Origin of the sequence: Oceanibium sediminis, assembly GCF_003265325.1 — a bacterium.
Lineage (GTDB): Bacteria > Pseudomonadota > Alphaproteobacteria > Rhodobacterales > Rhodobacteraceae > Halovulum > Halovulum sediminis.
The window spans coordinates 141,416-164,403 of record NZ_QGNX01000003.1 but is presented as its reverse complement, the minus strand read 5'-3'; the positions used below and the strand labels follow the sequence as shown (position 1 = coordinate 164,403).

Sequence of the window (22,988 nt, the reverse complement as noted above, 5' to 3'; positions counted from 1 at the left end):
GAGAATTCCTTACTTGCCCCAGCGCAGGGCGATCACGTCACGCTCGGCGGCCATTTGCAGCAACCGGCTGCGCGTGCGCGCCGACATCGGTTTCAGCGGATGACGCACGTGGTCCGAGCGGATCACCCCACCTTCCTTCATCACCACCTTCGCAGCGCGCAGGCCGCATTGGCGGTTTTCATGGTTGATCAGCGGCAGGCAGTCGCGCCAGTGCGCCAGCGCCGCCTCGATATTTCCGGCAAGGTACTCGGTCACGATGGGCTTGATCCGCTCGGGCTGCAAGGCCGAGGTCATCGTCCCGGTGCAGCCCGCGTCCAGGTCCGCCAGCAGCGTCACCGCCTCCTCGCCGTCGAAGGGGCCGACGATATGCTTCCCGCCCGCGTCGATCAGCGCGGCGAGCTTGTCGGCGGCGAAGGGCGTTTCCATCTTGAAATAACTGACGTTCGCGATGTCCTTCGCCATGCGCACCAGCAGCGGCACGGGCAGCGAGACGCCCGACAGCGGCGCGTCCTGCACCATGATCGGGATGGAGATCGCGTCGGACACGGCAGCGAAATGCTCGAAGATCCCCGCCTCGGCCGGAACCAGCCCGACGCCGTGATAGGGCGGCATCATCATCAGCATCGCGGCGCCCATCGCCTCCGCCTCGCGGGCGCGGTCGATGACGACCTGGGTGCTGAAATGACTGACGGTGACGATCACGGGGACGCGGCCGGCCACATGTTCGAGCGAGACGCGCGTCAGTGTCGCGCGCTCGGCGTCCGACAGCACGAACTGCTCGGAGTAGTTGGCCAGGATGCAGATCGCGTCGACGCCCTGGTCGATCATGCAATCGAGCACGCGGGTCATGCCGTCAGTGTCGATCGCGCCATCCTCGTGAAAGGGGGTGGGCGCGACGGGCAGTATTCCGGTCAGCGGTTGTTTCATGTCTTCTCCATGGCTTGCGCGGCGCGGGGCGACCACACGTCGTGTTCACGCGGCGCGGTCAGTCCTCGAAACGGTCGGTGGCGATGCGGCGGCCAAGGGCAAGCGCGTCGGTGACAAGGGTCATCGGGCGCAAATCCATGTCGATCCCGCCGCGCGAGACGAGCTGCGCCATCTGCGCGTAAAGCCGAGGGTACTCCCCGCCGAGCGGCGCGGTATCGCCGGAGCTTTCGCCGTTCACCCGCATCACCGCGCCACCGTCGGCCAGCGTCAGGGCGCCGCCGTCGGTCACCGCCTCGATTTCCCAGGTCTGATCGCCTTCCCTGCGCCAGTCGAAATCGGCGGTGACATCGGCCCCGCCGGGGTGGTGAAAGGCGATCCGCGCCGCGATCGGCGTCTGGCAATTCTCGGGGATTTCCAGGGTCGCGCCGGTGACGTGAATGTCGACGGGCAGGATCTCGGTCACGATGGACAGGGCGTTGATCCCCGGATCGAAAACGCCAAGGCCGCCCGACTCCCAGATCCAGGCCTGGCCGGGGTGCCAGCGGCGCACGTCTTCCTTCCAGGTGATCTGCAGACTTTGCAGCGCCTTGTCCGCCAGCCATTCCTTCGCGGCGGCAACCATGTCCGCCTGCCGGGAATGCCAGGTGGCATAAAGCGTCAGTCCCGCGCTGCGCGCCGCCGCCTCCAGCGCGTGGCATTCGCCGAGCGTCGCGCCCGGGGGTTTTTCCAGCATCACGTGCCGACCGGCGTTGAGCGCCTGCATCGCGTAGTCGAACCGCGGCACCGGCGGCAGGCAGAGCGATACGACCCGGATGTCGGGCCGCGCCGCAAGGCAGGCGGACAGGTCCGTGTAGGCCTCCACGCCATCGACAGCGCCATGCCGGCTGACAGTGGCGGCCAGTTCCCAGTCCGGGCTTGCGGCGATGGCGGGGACATGCTGGTCAACGGCAATCTTGCCGATGCCGACGAGGGCGACTTTCATCAGTGACTGTCCTTTCCGACCGGCGCGCCGCGGCATCCCTTGAGGAAATCGAGGTCCGCGCCGGTGTCCGCGCCTTCCACGTGGGTCTGGTGCAGCCAGGCGTACCCGCTTTCCCAGCGCTCGTATGACGGCGCCCAGGCTGCCAGCCGCGCCTGAAGCTCGGCCTCGGGGACATCGAGGTGCAGGCGGCGGTTTTCCACGTCCACCTCGATCATGTCGCCGCTGCGCACCACGGCCAGCGGCCCACCGGCGGCGGCCTCGGGCGAGGTGTGCAGGATCACCGTCCCGTAAGCGGTGCCCGACATACGCGCGTCCGAGATGCGGACCATGTCCTTGATGCCCTTCTTCAGCACCTTCGGCGGCAGGCCCATGTTGCCCACCTCGGCCATGCCGGGGTAGCCCTTCGGCCCGCAGTTCTTGAGCACCATGATGCAGCTCTCGTCGATATCCAGCGCATCGTCCGAGATCCGCGCCTTGTAGTCGTCGATATCCTCGAAGACGACCGCGCGGCCGCGATGCTGCATGAGATGCGGCGAGGCGGCAGAGGGTTTCAGGATCGCCCCCTTCGGGGCCAGGTTGCCCTTGAGCACGGCAATCCCGCCTTGCGGGGTCAGCGCGCGCTCGACGGGCAGGATCACCTCAGGGTTCCAGTTCCGGGCGTCCTTCACCTCGTCCCAGATCGTGCTGCCGGACACGGTCAGCGCGTCGCGGTGCAGCTTGCCTGCCTCGGCGAGGTGTTTCAGCACGACAGGCAGGCCGCCGGCGTAGAAGAACTCCTCCATCAGGTATTCGCCCGAGGGCTGGAGGTTCAAAATCGTCGGGATGTCGCGCCCGCAGCGGTCCCAGTCGTCCAGCGTGATATCCACGCCGACACGCCCGGCGATGGCCAGCATGTGCACCACGGTATTGGTCGAGCCGCCGACCGCGCCGTTGCAGCGGATCGCGTTCTCGAACGCCGCACGGGTCAGGATGTCCGAGGGTTTCAGGTCGTCCTTCACCATCTGCACGATGCGCCGCCCCGAAAGCTGGGCCATGACCCTGCGCCGCGCGTCGACCGCGGGGATCGCGGCATTGCCGGACAGCGCCATGCCCAGCGCCTCGGACATGCTGGCCATGGAGGACGCGGTGCCCATCGTGTTGCATGTCCCGGAGGAACGGGTCACGGCGGATTCCGCGTCAAGGAACTCTTCCTGCGTCATCTCGCCCGCCTTCACCGCCTCGGAAAAGCGCCAGAGGTGCGTACCCGCGCCGACACGTTCGCCCTGGAACCAGCCGTTCAGCATCGGCCCGCCGGTCACGACGATGGACGGCAGGTCGCAGGACGCGGCGGCCATCAGCAGGCTTGGCGTGGTCTTGTCGCAGCCCACCATCAGCACGCAACCGTCCATGGGCTGGCCCCGGATCTGTTCCTCGATCGACAACGCGGCGAGGTTGCGGAACATCATCGCCGTGGGGCGGAACGTGTTCTCGGACGCGGAGAAGACCGGGACTTCCAACGGCAGGCCGCCCGCTTCCCAGATGCCGGCCTTCACCTTTTCGGCCAGCTCGCGCAGGTGGCCGTTGCAGGGTGTCATGTCCGACCAGGTGTTCAGGATGCCGATCACCGGCCGCCCGTCGAACAGGTCGTCGGGGTAGCCCTGGTTCTTCATCCAGCCGCGGTGATAGATCACGTCGCGGGAAGTGCCCCCGTACCATTCCTGGGATCGCAATCGGCGGGGCCATGTCGCGGGTTTGAACGCCATCGGGTCAGCCCTTCTTCTTGTTGTAGACGTCGAAGATGACGGCGGCGAGCAGCACCAGCCCCTTGATCATCTGCTGGTAGTCGATGCCGATCCCCATGATCGACATGCCGTTGTTCAGCACCCCCATCAGGAACGCGCCGACCACCGCGCCGACGATCTTGCCCACGCCGCCCGACATCGACGCGCCGCCGATGAAGACCGCCGCGATCACATCAAGCTCAAGCGCGAAGCCCGCCTTCGGCGTCGCCGTGTTCAGGCGCGCGGCGAAGACCAGCCCGGCGATGGCGGCCAGGATCCCCATGTTGACGAAGGCGAGGAAGGTCAGGCGCTCGGTCTTGATGCCCGAGAGCTTCGCCGCCTTCTCGTTGCCGCCAAGCGCGTAAATACGGCGGCCGAGCACGGTGCGTTCGGTGATGAAGGCATAGACGATGGTCAGCACGCCCATGGTCAGCAGCACGTTGGGCAGGCCGCGGAAGGTGGCCAGCTTGTAAAGGATGAAGACCAGCGCGAAGGCGATGATCGCGGTGCGCGCCACGAAGAAGGCGCGCGGCTCGTCCTCGATCCCGTAGGCCTTGTTGTGCGCGCGCTGGCGCAAGCCCGACCAGACGACCCAAGAGGCCGCGACAATACCCATGGCGAAGGCCAGGACATTGAAGTTCCGGGCGTCCAGAAGGCCCTTCATCACCTCGCCCCCCGGCAGGATATCGGGCACGAAGCCCGTGGCGATCACCTGGAACTCGCGCGGGAACGGGCCGACGGACTGCCCCTCCAGCAGCCAGAGCGACAGGCCCCGGAAAACCAGCATCCCCGCCAGCGTGACGATGAAGGAGGGGATCTTCCAATAGGCGATCCAGTAGCCCTGCGCGCCACCGATCAGCGCGCCGACCACGATGCAGGTCGCCATCGTGACGCCGATGGACATGTCCCAGTTCACGATCATTACCGCCGCCAGCGCGCCGATGAACCCCATGACCGAGCCGACCGACAGGTCGATATGGCCCGCCACGATGACGATCAGCATGCCCAGCGCCATGATGACGATATAGCTGTTCTGAAGCAGCAGGTTGGTCAGGTTGATCGGCTTGAGAAGTGTGCCCCCCGTGACGATCTGGAAGAACGCCATGATCGCGATCAGCGCGAACAGCAGGCCGTATTCCCGCAGGTGCGCCGCGAGATACGCGCCGATCCTGCCGGAGCCGCCCGCGCGTTCGGATGAGTTTTCGGCCACAGACATGACTAGCCCCCTATTCGTTCACGATGAGCGACATGATGCGCTCCTGACTGGCTTCGGACGCGGGCATCTCGCCCACAAAGGCGCCTTCGTTCATCACGTAGATCCGGTCGCACATGCCCAGCAGCTCGGGCATCTCGGACGAGATCATGACCACGCCCTTCCCGGCGGCGGCCAGATCGTTGATCAGGCCGTAGATCTCGTACTTCGCGCCCACGTCGATGCCGCGCGTCGGCTCGTCCAGGATCAGAACCTCGGGCCCGGCGAACAGCCACTTGGACAGCACCACCTTCTGCTGGTTGCCCCCCGACAGGTTCACGACCTTCTGGAACACGCCCGGCGTGCGGATGCCCAGGTCCTTGCGGTACTTCTCGGCCACCTGCGTCTCGGCCCGTTCGTTGAGCACCGCGCCGCGGGCCACCGCGCCAAGGTTGGCCAGCGTGATGTTGCGCGTGACGGTGTCGTCCAGTATCAGACCCAGGCTCTTGCGGTCCTCGGTGACATAGGCGAGCCCGACATCGATGGCGCGGCTGACGGTCGAGGTGTCGACCGGCGCGCCGTGCATCTCGACCGTGCCGGTGATGTTCCGGCCCCAGCTTTGCCCGAAGATCGACATCGCCAGCTCGGTCCGCCCGGCCCCCATAAGGCCCGCGATGCCCACCACCTCACCGGCGCGCACATCGAAGCTGACGTTGCTGATGACCTGCCGGTCGGCATGCTCTGGGTGATAGACGGACCAGTCCGCCACGCGCATGATCCGCGCGCCGATCTGCGGGGTGCGGGCGGGATAGCGGTTTTCCATGGAGCGGCCCACCATGTCGCGCACGATGCGATCCTCGGTGATGCCTTCCGAGGCGTCGAAGCTGCTGACCGAATGCCCGTCGCGGATCACCGTCACGGTGTCGGCCACGCGGCGCACCTCGTTCAGCTTGTGGCTGATGATGATCTGCGTCATCCCCTGCGCCTTGAGTTCCAGCATCAGGTCCAGCAGCGCCTGGCTGTCGCTTTCCGACAACGCCGAGGTCGGCTCGTCCAGGATCAGAAGGCGCACGTCCTTGGCCAGCGCCTTGGCGATCTCGACCAGTTGCTGCTTGCCCACGCCCAGCTTTTCCACCTGTGTCGTGGGCGCGTCGCGCAGCCCCACCTTGCGCAGCAGTTTTTCCGTCCGGCGGTTGGTGTCGCGCCAGTCGATCACCCCGGCCTTCGCGTTCTCGTTGCCGAGGAACAGGTTCTCGGCGATCGACAGAAGCGGGACGAGCGCCAGTTCCTGGTGGATGATGATGATGCCCCGGGACTCGCTGTCCGCGATATCGCGAAACTCGGCCAGGGTGCCGTCGTAGTGGATCTCGCCCTCGTAGCTGCCGGCCGGGTAGACACCGGACAGCACCTTCATCAACGTTGACTTGCCGGCACCATTCTCGCCGCAGATGGCGTGGATCTCGCCAGTTCTGACCTTGAGAGAGACATTGTCGAGCGCCTTGACGCCCGGAAACGTCTTGGTGATGGAGCGCATTTCCAGCAGCGTATCCTGCATGGCAGCATCCTCACGTGTAATTCGCATGACCGCCCTTCAAGCGGTGGCGGCGGGCCGGTCCTGCGTGCAGGCCGGTCCGCCAGACCGTCGGGATTTCAGACAGGCGCGCGCCTACTTGATCTGGTCCATAGTGTAGTACCCGGTGTCGATCAGGCGCTCTTCCCAGTTGTCCGCCGTGACCTTGAGCGGCTCCAGCAGGTAGGAAGGCACGACCTTCATGCCGTTGTCATAGGTCTCGGTGTCGTTGATCTCCGGCTCTCCGCCTTCGAGAACGGCCTCGACCATGCCCACGGTCACGCGCGCGAGTTCGCGGGTGTCCTTGAAGATCGTCGAATACTGCTCCCCGGCAAGGATCGACTTGACCGAGGGCACCTCGGCGTCCTGGCCCGTGACGATCGGCATCGGTGTATCGCCCGAGCCGTAACCAACCCCCTTGAGCGAGGACAGGATGCCGATGGACAGCCCGTCATAGGGCGACAGCACGCCATGAACCTGCGCGTCGGTGTAATGGGCCGACAGAAGGTTATCCATCCGCGCCTGGGCCACCGCGCCGTCCCAGCGCAGGGTGCCCACCGTGTCCATGCCCATCTGGCCCGACACGATATTGACCTTGCCGCTGTCGATCAGCGGCTGCAGCACCGACATCGCACCGTCATAGAAGAAATACGCGTTGTTATCGTCAGGCGAGCCGCCGAACAGTTCGACGTTCCAGCTTTCGGCATCGGGGAAACGCTCTTCCAGGCCGGACACCAGCGTTTCGGCCTGCTGTACGCCGACCTTGAAGTTGTCGAAGGTCGCGTAATAGCTGACATGCTCGCTGTCGCGGATCAGGCGGTCATAGGCGATCACCTCGATCCCGGCGAAGCTCGCGTTTTCCAGCGCGTTCGACAGCGTGGTGCCGTCGATGGCCGCGATCACCAGCGCATCGACGCCATTGGTGATCATGTTCTCGATCTGGGCCAGCTGGTTGGGAATGTCATCCTCGGCGTATTGCAGGATCGTCTCGTATCCCGCGGCTTCGAACTGCTGCACCATGGACTCGCCGTCCGAGATCCAGCGCGCGGACGACTTGGTGGGCATCGCGATGCCGACAAGCCCCTCGGCATAGGCGGACGTGGCAAGGGTGGTCACCAGCGCCGTGGTGACGAGAACGGTTTTCAGGGTCATTGTTTCCTCCTCCTGCGGCGGACGCTCATGCAGGCGGCGTCGCCTTTGCGAAAACACCCGTAACCGACCCTTTCATACCAAACTAATGCAATTATTATCGATCGACATAACGTTTATGATATGCAGGACGCATGAGCCTGTCCCTGATCCAGCGGCTGAAGCCGTCGCACCTGAAACTGATCCGCGCCATCCACGACAGCGGCAAGCTGCAACTCGCCGCCGAGGCGGTCGGCATGTCCCAGCCCGCGGCGTCGCGGATGCTGTCCGAGCTCGAAACCAATGCCGGCGGCCCGCTGTTCGAACGCCTGCCCCGGGGGATGGACCCGACCCCGATGGGCATGGCCTTCGTACGTCACGCCCGCGTCATCCTGGCCGAGGTGGACGCGCTGACGAACGAGATCGCCCAGCTGCGCGGCGGCCTGGCCGGGGCGGTGCGCGTCGGCGCCGTGACCGGCCCGGCCGTCGGGGCGCTGGTGCCGGCGCTGACCGCGGTGCGCCGCAAGGCGCCCGGCATTCAACCCACTGTCGAGGTTGCGCCCTCGGTCGCGCTGATCCGCGGGCTGGAGGAAGGCCGCTTCGATTTCGTTCTGGCGCGGATCGGCTCGGAAAACGACACCCGCTCGTTCCACGCCTACCCGGGGCGCACGGAACACGTCCGCCTGCTAGCGCGGGCCTCGCATCCGCTGGCCGGGCACAAGGTCTCGCTGGCGGATACGCTGCCGTATGAATTCGTCATCCAGGAGCCCGGCTCACCCATACGGACCGCGCTGGAGCAATCGTTCCTGTCCAACCGGATGCCGACGCCGACGCGGGTGACCAACAGCTCCTCCCTGCTCGTGGCGCTGAGCTGCATCAGCCAGTCGACCGCCATCGCGCCGCAAACGCAGGAGGTGGCGCAATTGCTGACCGGCATGGATTCCGCGCTGTCGATCATCGATATCGAAGAGGATATCACCGTGTCCTCCTTCCTGGTCCTGCACAATCGCTACAACCGGCTCTCTCCGATCGCGCAGGAACTGCTGGACGAGGTGCTGCGCCGCCTCTAGCGCGCGCCTGCGCTGAAAGCCCCCTTGCGCGGATTGATCGAGATCACGGAAGGAAACCCCGGGCCCGCCTAGCCTTATTTCAGGCGCTTGCACAGGAACGAAGACGGGGACGGGGCAGTGTTTCCTTGCCAACGCGCGGCAACCGGATGCACCCTTTCCCTGAAAGAGGACTGGCCGAGGTTCTGATGACACCGATTTCCAGATCGACATGTTCGGGCTGATCAAGGCCGCGACCTTCGCGTCCGTCGCGCTTCCGATGCTGCTGCATTCCTGCAACGCGCCGGATGCCGACGTGGCGCTGGGGGTCCTCGCGCGCGAGCGTGTCTCGCTCACCGCCACGGCGAACGAGATCATCACGGCCCTGCCCGTCGCCGAGGGCGAGCGGGTCGAGGTGGGCACCATCCTCGTACAGCTCGACGACAGGCTGGCGCAGGCCAACCTGGAGGTGGCCCTCGCGAACCGCGCGCAGGCGCAGGCCGACCTCGACCGTATGCAAAGCGGCGCGCGCGAAGAAGAGATCGCCATCGCCGAGGCCCGCGTCGACGGGGCCCGCGCAATTTATGGCGAGGCGGAAACCACCGTCGAGCGCAACATCCGCCTGTTGGAGCGGGGCGCGATCACCCAAGCCAGCCTGGACCAGGATATCGCCCGCCGCAATTCCGCGCTTGCCGACCTGCGCAGCGCGGAACAGGCCCTGATCGAGATCCGCGCCGGTGCGCGCGAGGAAGACATCCGCATCACCAAGGCCCAGTTGCGCGCCGCCGACGCCAGGGTGGAGGCCGAGCGCGCCCGACTAGAGAACCTGACGATCGTCGCCTCGCGCCACGGCGTGCTCGACAACCTGCCCTGGAACCTCGGGGAGCGGGTGCCTGCGGGCAGCCCGGTCGCCATCGTGCTGACCGGGGAGCGACCCTTCGCCCGCGTCTACGTGCCCGAACCCGCGCGCGCCCGCCTGAAGGACGGCGCCACCGTGCGGATCGCGGTGGACGGCGTCGAAACGCTCTTTGACGGAACGCTGCGCTGGATCAGCGGCGAACCGGCCTTCACGCCTTATTACGCGCTGAACCAGGAACAGCGCAGCCGGCTGGTTTACCTGGCCGAGATCGACCTGCCGCCGGAGGCGGCCGACCTGCCCGTGGGCCTGCCCGTCACGGCCTACCTGCCGTGAGCGATATCGTCGCCGAAACGGTGGGCCTGACACGGACATTCGGGACCAAGACCGCGGTAGACAATGTCGACCTGAAGATCACCAAGGGTAGCGTCTACGGGCTGCTCGGTCCGAACGGGTCGGGCAAGACGACCGCCATGCGGATGCTGACCGGCCTGCTGAAGCCGTCGGGCGGACATGCGGTGGTGCTGGGCACGCGCCTGCCGGGGAACGCGGAACCGCTGAAACGCCGGATCGGCTACATGACGCAGGGCTTCACCCATTACCGCGACCTGACGGTCCTCGAAAACCTGCGCTTCGTCGCCGATATCCACGACCTCTCAGCGCAGGACAAGCACCGGCGCATCGATGAGCTGCTCGAAACCTACGATCTGCGCGAGCAGGCCCACACCCTGGCCGGAGAGATGAGCGGCGGCCAGCGGCAGCGCCTGGCCCTGGCCGCGACGATCCTGCACAGGCCCGAGCTTCTTTTCCTGGATGAGCCGACCTCGGCCGTCGATCCGGAATCGCGCCGCAGCTTCTGGGAACAGCTCTTCGACCTTGTCGAAGGGGGCACCACGATGATCGTCTCCACCCACCTGATGGACGAGGCGGAACGCTGCCACCGGATCGCGATCCTCGACCGGGGGCGCAAGCGCGCGGACGGGGTGCCGCGCGAGCTGATGGAGCGTATCGCCGGGCGCGTCATCGAGGTTTCGGGCCCCGACCTGCGCCCGGTAAGCCGCAAGCTGACCGCCGGGCCGGGCATCCTGTCGGTCGCCCAGATCGGCGCGCGGCTGCGGGTGCTGGTCTCGGACGGGACGGACGATCCGCGGGGCGCCGTCGATGCGCTTGTGCGGGGCTTTGCCGACACGACCACGCAGCCGACGCGCCCGAACCTTGAGGATGTCTTCGTCCTTGCCACGCGGGACCAGGGGGCGTGATCTCCTACCGGCATATCCTCGCCATCGTGCGCAAGGAGCTGCTCCAGCTTCGGCGCGACCGGCTGACCTTCGGGATGATCGTGATGATCCCGCTGATCCAGCTGGTCCTGTTCGGCTACGCCATCAACACAGAGGTCCGCCACATCCCCGCCGCCGTGGTCGACCAGAGCGACACCGGCCTGAGCCGCGCACTGATCCAGATGGTGGAAGCGACGCAGGTCGTGCGTTTCGAGCACCATTTCGCAACGATCGAGGAAGCCGAACGCGCCATCGTGCGCGCCGAGGTGCGCGCCGCCCTGATCATCCCGCGCGACGTCGCCCAGCGCCTGGTGCGCAACCCCGCCGTCACCGGGCGCTTCCCGCAGGGTGCGCAGGACACCACGTCGCGCCCGGTCGCCCAGTGGATCGCGGACGGGTCCGACACGCTGGTCGCCGCCGCGATACGGGCGCTGCGCCGGATGCCCCTGGGCGAGCTGTTCCGCGAGGCGACGAACACGCCCACCCCGACGTTCGAAGTCACGCTGTTCTACAACCCCGAGCAGCGCACCGTGGTCAACATCGTGCCCGGCCTCGTGGGGATCATCCTGACCATGACGATGATCATGTTCACCGCCGCCGCCATCGTGCGCGAACATGAGCGCGGCAACATCGAGATGCTGATCACCACGCCGATCCGGCCGCTGGAACTCATGATAGGCAAGATCATCCCCTTCGTGGGGATCGGCCTGATCCAGGTCGCGATCATCCTCGGGCTGGGCTGGGCGGTGTTCTCGGTCACGATCGCGGGCTCGCTCTGGACGCTGCTGGTCGTGACGCTTCTGTTCATCCTTGCCAGCCTGTCCCTCGGGCTGGTCATTTCGACCTTTGCGCGGAACCAGCTTCAGGCGATGCAGATGACCGTCTTCGTGTTGCTGCCGTCGATCCTGTTGTCAGGCTTCATGTTCCCCTACGAGGGCATGCCGGAGGGCGCGCAGATCCTCGCGAACACCCTGCCCGCCACGCATTTCATGCAGATCATCCGCGGCGTGGTGCTGCGCGATGCGGACCTTGCGGATATCGCGCCCGATGCGATCTGGCTTCTGGGGTTTTCCATCCTTGGGCTGGCCGTCGCATCGCTGCGGTTCAGAAAGAAGCTCGACTGACGACGGCAGGACCGCTCCGGTCCCGCGCGGAGGCGCCTACCGGTCCTCGCCGGCAACAGCGGGCGCAGCAGCCGCTTCAGCGGCGGCAGGCCGGAAGCCACCCCGCTGCGACACCGCAAGGTGCCCCCTGCGGTTGCCCGAGCGCAGGCAACTGCCCAGGTCCGCGCCGGAAAGCCAGCCGCTCAGGAAGCCCGCGTTGAAGGCATCGCCCGCACCGGTGGTGTCGATGGCGGCCACCGCCTCGACCCCCTCGTGGACCTGCTCGGCGCCGCGGATGGCGGATGCGCCGCGGTGCCCCTGCTTGATGACCGTCAGGGGGGCGACGCTGGCCGGGATGCCCTGCCGCTTCAGCATGTCGATCTCGGAATCATTGGGCAGGAACACGTCGACGGCGGCGATCAGTTCCGCCGCGCGCCCGAATTCCAGGCCCTCGTCCCAGCCGCAATCGAGCGACAGCGTGGCCCCCGCGCCGCGCGCGAGGTCGATCAGTTCGGGATGCTCGGCCAGCGTTGCAAGCTCTCCGATATGAAGGTGGCGCGCGCCCGCGGTGCGGATGTCCTGCACGGTGAAGGCCGGAAACGCCGGCCCGACGCGGCGGGTGACGAAGGCGCGGTCCGTCTTGCCCGCCAGCGCGACCGTGATCTGCGGCTCCGCCCCCGGCGCGCTGTCAGCGCAGAACGAGGCGTCCACCCGCGCCCCGGCGATTTCACCGATCACGACGTCGCGGAACGGCGGCGCGGGCAGCGTCGCCGACAGGGCGGCGGCATGGCCCAGCGCGGCCAGATGCGCGGCGGTGATGAAGGCCCCGCCCCCGGCATGCACGCCCAGGCCGCTGGCATAAACCTCGGTTCCCATGGTCGGCAGGCGCGGCAGGCCGGTGAAGATCAGATCGCAATAGAGCCGCCCGACGCAGAGTATGACCGGGGTTTCGGTCATGCCAGCGCCTCGCCCGTCGCGGCGTCGAAGACGTGGATGTTGTCCGGATGCGCCCCGAGGCTGACGACCTCGCCGATCTCGGGCGGGGTGCGCCCGTCGGCCTTGGCGATGACGTCGCCCTCTGACGTGCCGACATAGATCAGCGTTTCATGGCCAAGGGGTTCGCGCACGTTCACCTCGCCACGCAGCACGCCCGGGGTTTCGCCTGGAAGAAGATCCTCGGGGCGGATGCCGATGATGATGTCGCGCCCCTCGGGAAGTGCACCGCCGAGCTGCACCGTGCCCCCCGTGGCCAGCGTCACCGCGCCGCCGCCGTTCACCCTGCCGGGGATCATGTTCATCGCGGGCGCGCCGATGAAGGTCGCCACGAAGATATTCGCGGGCGCGTGATACACCTCGGCCGGGGTGCCGACCTGCTGGATATGACCGTCTTTCATGATGACGATCCGGTCGGCCATGGTCATCGCCTCCACCTGGTCGTGGGTTACGAATACGATGGTGGAACCGACGCGCTGGTGCAGCTTCTTGATCTCCAGCCGCATCTGGGTGCGCAATTGCGCGTCGAGGTTGGACAGCGGCTCGTCGAACAGGAACACCGCCGGGTCGCGCACCATCGCGCGGCCGATCGCGACGCGCTGGCGCTGACCGCCGGAAAGCTGGCTGGGCTTGCGGTCGAGCAGGTCGTTCATGCCGAGCAGCGTGGCCACCTCCTCGATCCGCTTTTCCTTTTCGGGCTTGGGCGCGTTGGAGCTGCGCAGCCCGAAGCCGATGTTCTTGCGCACGCTCATATGCGGGTAGATCGCGTAGTTCTGGAACACCATGGCGATGTCGCGATCCTTCGGTTCCAGGTTGTTGACCACCCGCCCGTCGATCTCGATCACGCCGGAGGTGATTTCCTCGAGCCCCGCGATCATCCTCAGCGTCGTCGACTTGCCGCAGCCCGATGGGCCTACGAATACGACGAATTCGCCGTCCTCGACCTCCAGGTTGATGCTGTGAAGCACTTCCGTCTTGTCGTAGGTCTTCACCAGGTCGCGAAGAATAAGGTTGGCCACGGGTCAGTGCTCCATCAAGTTGGCGAAGGCGGCGTCAAGCTCGGCTGCGGCGCGGTCGTGTCGGGCACGGCGGCTGGCCTGCGCTGACGCGAGGTTCCCCGCGTCAGCCTGCGATTGGTCCAGCGCGCGCGACAGCGCCTCGGGGGCGGGGCCGCCGGTCCGGTTTCGCTGCGCGATGAAATTCTCCATCGAGCATGCCTGCCGGAACGTCTGGTCGGTCAAGGTCGTCGCGCGCCCCGTCTCGGCCTTGAAGGCCGCGGCGAAGGCGTCGAAACCGTCGCCGAGGGCGTGATTGTCGGCGATCACCGCGCGCGCCGTTTTGGAGGCGATCTCATGCGCCTGGCGAAAGGTCAGCCCCTCGCCGCGCACCAGCGTGTCGGCCAGTTCGGTGATCGTGATGCAGGCCGCATCGGCGTTGCGCCGGACATTGCCGGCGTTGATCGTGCAGGCCGGAAGGAAGGCCTTCAGCAGCAAAAGCACCCGCGCGCCGCTGTCGAAGGCGGCGTAGCCGGCTTGCTGGACCTCGCCCTCGCTGTCGTTCATGTCGGTGAAGGGCGTGTTGTGCATGGTGTTCACCACCATGTCGCAGCGCCCCGCGGTTACGGACGCCAGGTGGCGCATGTGCTCGATGGGCACCGGGTTGCGCTTTTGCGGCATGATCGAGCTGATCTGCACCAGCGCGTTCGGCACGTAGAGCTGGCCGACCTCGAAGCTGGACCAGAAGGCCATGTCCTGAACGACCCGGCCGAGATGCAGGAACACCAGTTTCACCGCGCTATAGAGGCCGGTCACGTAGTCGACCGAGGCGATGCAGCCGTAGGAATTCACCAGCGGCCCCGCGAACCCCAGAAGGGCGGCGACACGCTCCCGGTCGATGGGAAAGCCTGAGGTGGTGATCGCCGCCGCGCCCATCGGGCAATGCTCAAGCGCGTCGGCCGCCGCGTCGAGGCGTTGCGCGTCCCGCAAAAGCACCTCGATCACCGCGGCGAGGTAATGGCCGAAGGTGGTCGGCTGCGCTGGCTGGCCGTGGGTGTAGGCGACGATCGGCGTCGCCGCCTCGGCGCGGGCCTTGGCGATCAGCGCGTCGGCAAGGTCGAGCACCTGGGACAGCATGACGTCGCAGCGCTGCCTGAGGGCCAGCTTGAACAGCGTGTGGTCCATGTCGTTGCGCGAGCGCGCCGTGTGCAGCGCGCCGCCCAGATCGCCGAGCCGCGCGCGCAGCTCCGCCTCGACCACGAAGAAGTAGTCCTCGTACTCGCCGGTATAGGTAAGTGCTGCGACATCGGTCTCTGCCTCGATGGCGGCAAGGGCCTGTGCGATCTTCGCAGTGTCTTCACCGCCGAGGATGCCCGTTTCGGACAGCATCACCAGATGCGCGCGGTTGATCGCCGCCATATGCGCGGCGTAATGCGCCTTCACCCCGTCAAACAGGGGCGCGAGCACCGTGTCGCGGTAGACCGGATCGGGGAAAGTCGAAGTATCCGTCATCCCTTGAGCCCCGCCATAACCACGCCGCGGATGATGAACCGCTGGAAGATCAGGAAGACGATCAGCGTCGGGATGGTGGAAATCGCGGCCCCGGTCATGATCAGCTCCCAAGCGACGTCCGCCTCGTCCCCGAAGGAGGACAGGCCGACCGGCAGCGTGTACATCTCGACCGAGTTCGTCACGATCAGCGGCCAGATGAAGGCCGTCCAGTTGCCGAGGAACACGAAGATCGCCAGCGCCGCGAGCGCGGGTTTCACCAGCGGCATGGCGACGATCCACCAGATCTGCAACTCGTTCAGCCCGTCGATCCGCGCCGCCTCGATGAAGTCGTCGGGCACGGTTTCAAAGAACTGCTTCATCAGGAAGGTGCCGAAGGCCGTCATCAGGCCGGGGAACATGATGCCCCAGTAGGTGTCGAGCCAGCCGAACTGCTGGCTCATCAGGTACCAGGGGATCACCAGCATCTCAGTCGGGATCATCAGTGTGGACAGGATCGCGATGAAGATGATGTAGCGCCCCGGAAAGCGGAACTTGCACAGCGTGTAGCCGACAAGACTGTCGAAGATCACGTTGCAGACCGTCGTGATCAGCGCGATCACCAGCGAGTTCACGAACCACCAGTAGAAACGTCCATCCTCAAGGACATAGGTGTAGTTCTCGATCGTCGGCTCATCGGGGATGAGCTTGAGGTTGTAGACCTCATGCGGCCACTTCAGCGAGGTCGAGAGCATGTAGACGATCGGCATCACCATCGCGATCCCGCCGATAAACAGCAGCAGCCAGCGCAGGAACTGGCCAAGGTTTCGCGGGCGTTTCGGCGCCTCGGTCTTCAGCAGGGCGTCCGTTGTGGGACGGATCTGTTCGGCGACGGCCATCAGTTATCCCTCAGAATGCGCAGTTGCAGCAGGCTGACCGCCAGCAGAACGACGAACAGCACCACGGTCTGCGCCGCCGCGTAGCCCATGTCGAAGCTGGAAAACGCGCTCTCGTAGATCATGAGGACCAGCGGCTTGGTCGAGTTCAGCGGCCCGCCGGGGTTGTTCGTCGTCATGTTGAAGACGTGGTCGAAAATCCGCAGGAAGCCGATGGAGGAAAACACCACGATGAAGACGATGGTGGGCTTCAGCAGCGGGATGGTGATTTCCCACAGCACCGTCCACCAGCCCACGCCGTCGATCTTCGCCGCCTCGTAGTAGCTTTTCGGAATCGCGCGCAGCCCGGCCATGAAGATGATGATCTGAAAGCCGAGGCCAGCCCAGACCGCCGGCGCAAGGACCGACGGCAGCGCATTGGTCGTCGAGTTCAGGAAGTTGATCTGCGGAATGCCGAAACTGGCGAGGAAATTGTTGAACAGCCCGATCGGCACCGGCTGATAGAACCACCGCCAGACCCAGGCCATCGCCACCGCGCTGGTCATGAACGGCAGGAAATAGAGCATCCGCAGGAAGCCGTGCATGAAGCGCAGCTTGTCGAGGTGGTAGGCAATCACGAAGGACAGCACCAGGCTGATCGGCGTGCCCAGAAGCAGGTAGACGAAGGTGTTGCGGAAGACGTGCCAGAACTCCGGGTCGTTGAAAAGCTTGACGTAATTGTCGAGCCCGGCCCATTCGCGGGACCCGAGCAGGTTCCAGTCCTGGAAACTGATCAGGATCGCGTTGCCCGTGGGATAGAACCGGATCACCGCGTAGAACAGGACCGGGACGGCCAGGAACGCCCAGGCCCAGGCAATGTGTTTTTGGCGGATCGTAAGATCGCTCCAACGGAACATGTTGTCCTCGCGCAGGCAGGGGGAAGGCTCCGGCCCCCAAGGGAACCGGAGCAGGGGGGATTACTTGGCGTAGTACTCGTCGAGCAGCTTCTGCTCGGCTTCCGCCGCAACCGCGAGGCTTTCGGCAGGCGCCATCCCCTGGAGTTGGATCCGCTCGATCATTTCCACCATCAGCTGACGCTGCCCGGACTCGTCGGCGAACTTGGTGGTGTGGGCGTATTCCAGGCCACGGATGAACGGCCCGAAGACGTCGTCGTTCGCGTTCTCATCGGTCATGCCGACAGAGGGTTTGGCCGGCAGCTCGCCAACCACGTCCAGCCAGATCTGCATCGCCTCGTCTGAGGTGACGTATTCCATGAACTTGACCGCGGCGTCGTACTTCTCGCCCTCGGCCTTGGTGGTGATCGCGTTCACCCAGTAGGACGAGTAGTTCGACCGGACGCCATCCGCCGTTGCCGGCAGCTCGGTCACGCCCCATTTGAGGCCCCGGATATCGGCGAGCGAGCCGATGCGGAACGAGCCGTCGATATGCATCGCCGCGCGCCCCGCCTTGAACGCCGCCTGCGGCTCATCCATGAAGCCGATCGCGGTGACAGGATTTTCGCCCATGAACATGTTGGTGTAGAATTCCAGCGCCTTCAGACCGGCGTCGGAGTTGTAGTTCACCGTCTTGTAGTCATTCAGGTAGGGCTCTCCGCCCATCTGGCGGACCAGGCCTTCGCGCCACCAGTGGTGATCCTGTGCGGTCATGCCCGCGGTCATGCCCACCTGGGTCAGGTTGCCCGCACCGTCCACCTTGGTGGTGGCGGCGGCGACCTGCATCATCTCGTCAAGCGTGGTCGGGGGCTCGACGCCCGCTTCCTCCAACAGCCGCTCGTTGTAGAACAGCGCCAGCGAGCGCACTGCCGTCGGCAGCGCCCAGTAGGCATCGCCTTCCTTCATGGCCTGCACCATCGGGAAGAATTCCGCGTCGATCTTCGATGCGGGGAAACTGTCCGCCGGAAGCGGCTGGATCAGCTCTGCCTCGACGTAGTCGTTGAGCCAGCCGTAGAACAGCTGCACCACGTCGGGCCCCTCGCCCGCGGGAATCGCCGCGGCGACCTTGGTGCGGTAGTCGGCATAGGGGAAGTGGGTCATCTTGACTGTGATATCGGGGTTCGCCGCCTCGAAATTCTCGATCAGCTGCTCCATCGCCGTCACCCGGGCGTCGAAGAAATACTGCCAGTACTCGATTTCCACCGCCTGCGCGGATGTCGCGCCAAGCGCCGCGAGGCTCGTCGCCGTTGCAAAGGCCAATGATCTGAATTTCTCGAAAGCCACCGTCATTCTCCCTGTTTTGCTTGCCGGCATGCGCCGGACATTGCCGCGGTTTGCCCGCTTCAGGGACCACGATTAACTCAACTGTATTGAGCATTCAAGTTTCTTGAGGTAAGCGAAAGCATGATCACGACTTCCGACATCGTTCTCGGCGCCAACGCGGAACGCTCACGCAGCCACAACCGGGGGATGGTCCTCGGCCAGATCCGGCTTGCCGGGCGGATCGGCAGGGCGGACATCGCCCGCGCCTCGGGCTTGTCGATCCAGGCGGTGTCGAACATCACCTCGGACCTGCTGGAAGACGGGCTGATCGTGGATCGCGGGCGCGGCACCGCCGGGCGGGGGCATCCGCCCGTGCTGTACGCGCTCAACCCGGACGGCGGCTATGCCATCGGCGTAGAGATCCGCCCGGACGCGATCTTCGCCGGTATCCTCAACCTCTGCGGAGAGACCATCGCCTCGGAGCGCTGGTCGCTGGAATCGACCGATCGCGACACGATCACCCAAACGCTTCTCAGGCTGCGCGACCATATCGTCACGAAGGCTGGAATATCCGAGCGCAAGCTGCTCGGCGCGGGGGTGGTGATGCCGGGCCCCTTCGGCGCCACTGGGCTGAGCGACAGCGAATCCGACCTGCCGGGCTGGGAAGACGTCGCGCCCGGACGGTGGTTCGCCGAACACCTCGGCATGCCCGTGCTGGTCGAGAACGACGCCAACGCCGCCGCCATGGCTGAGCGGATCAGCGGCATCGCGCAATCGCTGGACACTTTCGCGTTCCTCTATTTCGGCCGGGGCCTCGGGCTTGGCGTCATCGCGAACGGCCGGCTGATGGCCGGTGCGTTCGGCAACGCCGGCGAGATCGGGCACATCCCGGTGCCCTGCGCGGGGCGCACCGTACCGCTGGAAAGCGTCGTCAGCCGCCTGTCGGTCCAGCGCGCCTTGCAGCAACAGGGGATCGACGCGCCGAGCACCGCCGACCTGGACCGGCTTTTCGCCGCGGGCGACCCTGTGCTGATGACTTGGCTCGACACCGCGGCAGAGCCGCTTTCGGCGGCCATCACGATCCTCGAAAACCTTTTCGACCCCGAGACCGTGATCCTCGGCGGCGCGCTGCCCCAGTCCATCCTCGAACACCTGGTCGGAAGGATCCGCCTTTCCGGGCGGTCGGTTTCCGAGCGCGCCGACCGGCTTCACCCGCGCCTGATGACGGGCGCGTCGGGGCGGCTGACGGCAACGCTGGGCGCGGCGGCGCTGGTGATCAACCAGGCTTTCGTCCCGAAAATCGCAGACCTTCCCTAGGAGCCGCCATGCCCACGCCCAACCAGTCCCGTATCGTCGAAGATCGCGCCCGGCCCCGAATGGTGGAGCTTTGGTGGGCGCTTCGTCCGCTCGCGTCGGTCGTGCGGTTCATGCAATCGGGCGCACACCCCGACGACGAGCATTCCGGCATGCTGGCCGCGCTGGCCTTTCGCGACGGCATCAACCTGTCCTACGCCTGCTCGACCCGGGGCGAAGGCGGGCAGAACGACATCGGCACCGAAGCTGGATCGGATCTCGGCGCGCTACGCACCCGCGAGATGGAGCGCGCCTGCGATATCCTCGGCATGCGGATGTACTGGCACTCGGAATCGCCCGACGATCCAATCACCGATTTCGGCTTTTCCAAGAGCGGCGTCGAAACGCTTGGGAAATGGGGCCACCAGCGCACCCTCGCCCGCTTTGTCGAGATCGTGCGCAGCGAACGCCCCGATATCCTTTGCCCGACGTTCCTGGATGTGCCGGGCCAGCATGGCCACCACCGGGCGATGACGCAGGCCGCGCACGAGGTGATGGCCGCCGCCGCCGATCCGCGCCTTCCTTCAAACCTGCCGCCCTGGCAGATCTCGAAGCTCTACCTTCCGGCGACCTCCGGCGCGGGCCAGGCCTATGATGACGACGAGCCGCCACCCCCCGCCACGCTGACCATCGACGCGTCGGGCGCCGATCCGGTCACCGGCTGGGGCTGGAACCGCATCGGCCAGCAATCCCGCGCTTTCCACAGAACCCAGGGCATGGGCCGCTGGGTTGCCCCGGGCCAGGCGAGCGACTGGAAACTGCACCTCGCCCAATCCCATGTGCCGGGGCCGGACACGGGTCTGACCTCCGGGCTGGCCGCCACGCTGGCCGACCTTGCCGGTGTCGCGGGCGCGGCCCCGATCGCGCAGCACCTGACCGACGCGCAGGGCGCCATCGACAGCGCGATTCAGGCGTTTCCGGACTACGCCAAGGTGGCCGAGGCGGCGGGCCTTGCCCTCGACGCCGTGCGCGCCGCGGCGGCGGCCTGCCCGGCGGAGGCGCGCGACCAGGTGGCGCACCGCCTCGACGCCAAGGAATGGCAGCTGTCCAACGTGCTTCGCATCGCCCTCGGGATCGAGGTGCATGCCCGCAGCGCCGACGCCTTCCTGCACCCCGGCGCAACCTCGGCTCTGACGGTCGAGCTGGATCCGGGCCGCGCTGAGGTTTCGCTCTCGCTCGACCTGCCCGATGGCATGAGCGAGGCGGACGGCCATCTGCTCGTGGACCCGGACGCAGGAACCAGCGATCCCTATCCCGCCTTCTACGACCCTGCCGCGCCGGGCGCACCCGCCGTACGTGTCGAGATCCGCAAGGAAGGCGGCAACGTCGTGACCCGCGTGCCGTTCGAACGCGCGCCCGCCGTCCTGCCATCCCATTCCGTCGCCCTTTCCCCCGGAAAGGCGCTGGTCAACCTGGCCCGGCCGGGGCGCGTGGCCGAGCTGACGATCCGCGACATCCGCCCCGACGGCGCGGCCACCACGATCACAGTGCCCGAGGGCTGGCAAGCCACCACGAAGGGGGAGGTCCATCGGATCACCCCGCCCGAAGACCTTACCGCCGGGCTCTACCGTTTGCCGGTGCGCGTCGGTGGGCAAGACGCCAGCATCCTTCGCCGGATCGAACACGACCACGTCCACCCCACCGCCACCCATCGCCCGGCCGAGGTCAGCCTGCGCGCGCTGCACGCCGAGGTGCCGGAGGCCCGTGTGGGCTATATCGGCGCGGGGAACGACCGGGTCGATCACTGGCTCCGCGCGCTCGGCGCGGATGTGCAAAGCCTTTCCGATGACGCCCTGTCCAGCGATGCCGCGCTGGCGCGCTTCGACACGATCATCATCGGCATTTTCGCCATGCGATTCCGCCCGGGACTTGTCGGCGCGATGCCCCGACTCAAGCGATGGACCGAGGCGGGCGGCACCCTGCTGACGCTGTATCACCGCCCCTGGGACAAGTGGGACCCGGACAGCGTGCCGCCCCGGCGGCTTGAAATCGGCCAGCCTTCCTTGCGCTGGCGGGTGACCGACGAAAACGCCGCCGTCCGCCAGCTGGCGGAGCATGACATCCTGTCCACGCCGAACCGCATCGGCCCCGCGGACTGGCAGGGTTGGGTCAAGGAACGCGGCCTCTACTTCGCGAAATCCTGGGACGACGCCTATGTCCCGCTGCTGGAAATGTCGGACCCGGACGAGGCCCCGCATCGCGGGTCGCTTCTGGTCGCGGATATCGGCGCGGGGCGGCATATCCACACCTCGCTGATCCTGCACCACCAGATGGAAAACCTCGTACCCGGGGCGTTTCGCCTGATGGCGAACCTGATCGCACCGCGCCGATGACCGACGACGCTCCGCGCGACAACCTGCGCGGCGGGGGCTGGCTGTTGGCGGACATGTCGCTCAACATCTGGGCGCTGTCGATCGTGAAATGGCTCGGCGCGGATTATACCGCGTCGCAGATCGTCTTCTTGCGCGCCCTGACGGGGCTGGTGCTGATCGCGCCGCTCATCCTGCGAAATCGCGGCGCGTTCCGGAACCTCGGCGACCTGCATTTGCATTTCTGGCGGGTGCTCATGGCGGTCATCACCCTTACGGCCAGCTTCTTCGCGATATCGCGCATCCCTTTCGCCACGGTCACCGCGCTGGGGTTCACCCGGCCGCTGGTCACCATGGTGCTGGCGGGCATCCTGCTGCGCGAAACCGTGACCCGGCGGCAGTGGGGCGCCGCCGCCATCGCGCTTTGCGGGGTTCTGATCGCCGTGCAGCCCGGCGCGGTGCCCTGGAACATCGGGCTTGCCGCCATGGGCGTTGTGGTGCTGGCGGGCTCGGGCACGGTGATCGCCACGCGACGGCTGCGCGCGGCCCCGGTCATCGTGATGATGGCGTTCTACACCGCGGGCCTGACCGTGTTCTCGGCCCCCCTCGCCCTGGCCAACTGGACGCCGATCCAAGGCGGGCACCTGCTGCCGCTGCTGCTGGTGGGGGTCTTCGCGCAGACCGCGCAGGTCTGCTACCTGCGCGCGCAATACCACGGGACCGCCGGGTTCCTGTCGGTGCTGAGCTATCTCAGCCTGGTCTTTTCCGTCTCTGTCGGGTTCTTCGCTTTTGGCGAGCGCCCCACGATCGCCTTCACGGCGGGCGCGGCGCTGGTCATCCTGGCCGCGATCTGGGTGACGACCGACCAGCGCCGGCCCCGCCTTGCCAGCAGGTAGGCCACCGGCCGACGGAAAGGGT

The 22,988-nt window shown here is 66.4% G+C and carries 19 protein-coding genes; 7 read left to right on the top strand and 12 right to left on the bottom strand.

The features are described from left to right. Positions 1-9: 9 nt before the first annotated feature. The 6 genes from DJ029_RS09275 to chvE form a co-directional block, all read right to left on the bottom strand. Complete coding sequence (locus tag DJ029_RS09275) at positions 10-927, bottom strand: dihydrodipicolinate synthase family protein (RefSeq protein ID WP_112322154.1); 918 nt, start codon at positions 925-927, stop codon at positions 10-12. 58 nt (positions 928-985) lie between these two features. Then, positions 986-1,909 carry a Gfo/Idh/MocA family protein gene (locus DJ029_RS09270; protein WP_112322153.1) on the bottom strand — a complete coding sequence of 308 codons (924 nt, stop codon included), beginning with the start codon at positions 1,907-1,909 and terminating at the stop codon, positions 986-988. Then, positions 1,909-3,651: an L-arabinonate dehydratase gene (araD, locus tag DJ029_RS09265; protein ID WP_112322152.1), complete on the bottom strand. Its 1,743-nt coding sequence runs from the start codon at positions 3,649-3,651 to the stop codon at positions 1,909-1,911. The genes DJ029_RS09270 and araD overlap by 1 nt, the downstream gene beginning before the upstream one ends. A 4-nt stretch (positions 3,652-3,655) precedes the next feature. Further along, positions 3,656-4,885 (bottom strand): multiple monosaccharide ABC transporter permease, encoded by a 1,230-nt coding sequence (gene mmsB / locus DJ029_RS09260; protein ID WP_112322151.1) that lies wholly within the window; start codon positions 4,883-4,885, stop codon positions 3,656-3,658. A 10-nt stretch (positions 4,886-4,895) separates the two neighbouring features. Then, positions 4,896-6,443: a multiple monosaccharide ABC transporter ATP-binding protein gene (gene mmsA / locus DJ029_RS09255; protein ID WP_308860910.1), complete on the bottom strand. Its 1,548-nt coding sequence runs from the start codon at positions 6,441-6,443 to the stop codon at positions 4,896-4,898. Between the two features lie 84 nt (positions 6,444-6,527). Then, a complete protein-coding gene (gene chvE, locus DJ029_RS09250) occupies positions 6,528-7,583 on the bottom strand; it encodes a multiple monosaccharide ABC transporter substrate-binding protein (protein ID WP_112322149.1) in 1,056 nt (351 codons plus the stop codon). A 131-nt stretch (positions 7,584-7,714) separates the two neighbouring features. Here chvE and DJ029_RS09245 point away from each other — a divergent pair, with 131 nt between their 5' ends. The 4 genes from DJ029_RS09245 to DJ029_RS09230 all read left to right on the top strand — a co-directional run bounded on the left by DJ029_RS09245 (position 7,715) and on the right by DJ029_RS09230 (position 11,862). Continuing rightward, on the top strand, positions 7,715-8,629 hold the full coding sequence (locus DJ029_RS09245) for a LysR family transcriptional regulator (protein WP_112322148.1): 915 nt from the start codon (positions 7,715-7,717) through the stop codon (positions 8,627-8,629). A gap of 208 nt (positions 8,630-8,837) precedes the next feature. After that, the gene (locus tag DJ029_RS09240) at positions 8,838-9,797 is read left to right on the top strand and encodes an HlyD family secretion protein (protein WP_112322147.1); all 960 of its coding nucleotides are present in this window, start codon (positions 8,838-8,840) and stop codon (positions 9,795-9,797) included. Then, complete coding sequence (locus tag DJ029_RS09235; RefSeq protein WP_112322146.1) at positions 9,794-10,720, top strand: ABC transporter ATP-binding protein; 927 nt, start codon at positions 9,794-9,796, stop codon at positions 10,718-10,720. The genes DJ029_RS09240 and DJ029_RS09235 overlap by 4 nt, the downstream gene beginning before the upstream one ends. Further along, entirely contained in the window at positions 10,717-11,862 is a 1,146-nt protein-coding gene (locus DJ029_RS09230; protein WP_112322145.1) for an ABC transporter permease, read from the top strand. Before DJ029_RS09235 ends, DJ029_RS09230 begins: the two co-directional genes overlap by 4 nt. A gap of 36 nt (positions 11,863-11,898) precedes the next feature. Here DJ029_RS09230 and DJ029_RS09225 read toward each other — a convergent pair whose 3' ends face one another. Genes DJ029_RS09225 through DJ029_RS09200 form a run of 6 tightly spaced genes read right to left on the bottom strand, consistent with a single transcriptional unit; the run spans position 11,899 to position 18,429 of the window. Then, positions 11,899-12,798 carry a carbohydrate kinase family protein gene (locus tag DJ029_RS09225; protein ID WP_112322144.1) on the bottom strand — a complete coding sequence of 300 codons (900 nt, stop codon included), beginning with the start codon at positions 12,796-12,798 and terminating at the stop codon, positions 11,899-11,901. Then, entirely contained in the window at positions 12,795-13,853 is a 1,059-nt protein-coding gene (locus DJ029_RS09220; RefSeq protein WP_112322143.1) for an ABC transporter ATP-binding protein, read from the bottom strand. Before DJ029_RS09220 ends, DJ029_RS09225 begins: the two co-directional genes overlap by 4 nt. Positions 13,854-13,856: 3 nt before the next feature. Next, positions 13,857-15,341, bottom strand: coding sequence for an argininosuccinate lyase (argH, locus tag DJ029_RS09215; RefSeq protein ID WP_112322142.1), 1,485 nt, complete (start codon positions 15,339-15,341; stop codon positions 13,857-13,859). After that, the gene (locus DJ029_RS09210) at positions 15,338-16,216 is read right to left on the bottom strand and encodes a carbohydrate ABC transporter permease (RefSeq protein WP_112322141.1); all 879 of its coding nucleotides are present in this window, start codon (positions 16,214-16,216) and stop codon (positions 15,338-15,340) included. Before DJ029_RS09210 ends, argH begins: the two co-directional genes overlap by 4 nt. Continuing rightward, positions 16,216-17,109 carry a carbohydrate ABC transporter permease gene (locus DJ029_RS09205; RefSeq protein WP_112322140.1) on the bottom strand — a complete coding sequence of 298 codons (894 nt, stop codon included), beginning with the start codon at positions 17,107-17,109 and terminating at the stop codon, positions 16,216-16,218. The genes DJ029_RS09210 and DJ029_RS09205 overlap by 1 nt, the downstream gene beginning before the upstream one ends. A gap of 60 nt (positions 17,110-17,169) precedes the next feature. After that, the gene (locus DJ029_RS09200; RefSeq protein ID WP_232823028.1) at positions 17,170-18,429 is read right to left on the bottom strand and encodes an extracellular solute-binding protein; all 1,260 of its coding nucleotides are present in this window, start codon (positions 18,427-18,429) and stop codon (positions 17,170-17,172) included. Positions 18,430-18,549: 120 nt separating this feature from the next. Here DJ029_RS09200 and DJ029_RS09195 point away from each other — a divergent pair, with 120 nt between their 5' ends. From DJ029_RS09195 to DJ029_RS09185, 3 genes are read left to right on the top strand one after another with little or no spacing between them, the layout of a single operon-like run. Beyond that, complete coding sequence (locus tag DJ029_RS09195) at positions 18,550-19,725, top strand: ROK family transcriptional regulator (RefSeq protein WP_112322138.1); 1,176 nt, start codon at positions 18,550-18,552, stop codon at positions 19,723-19,725. A gap of 8 nt (positions 19,726-19,733) precedes the next feature. Next, on the top strand, positions 19,734-22,094 hold the full coding sequence (locus tag DJ029_RS09190; protein WP_112322137.1) for a PIG-L family deacetylase: 2,361 nt from the start codon (positions 19,734-19,736) through the stop codon (positions 22,092-22,094). After that, positions 22,091-22,966: a DMT family transporter gene (locus tag DJ029_RS09185; RefSeq protein WP_112322136.1), complete on the top strand. Its 876-nt coding sequence runs from the start codon at positions 22,091-22,093 to the stop codon at positions 22,964-22,966. Before DJ029_RS09190 ends, DJ029_RS09185 begins: the two co-directional genes overlap by 4 nt. Positions 22,967-22,988 lie beyond the last annotated feature (22 nt).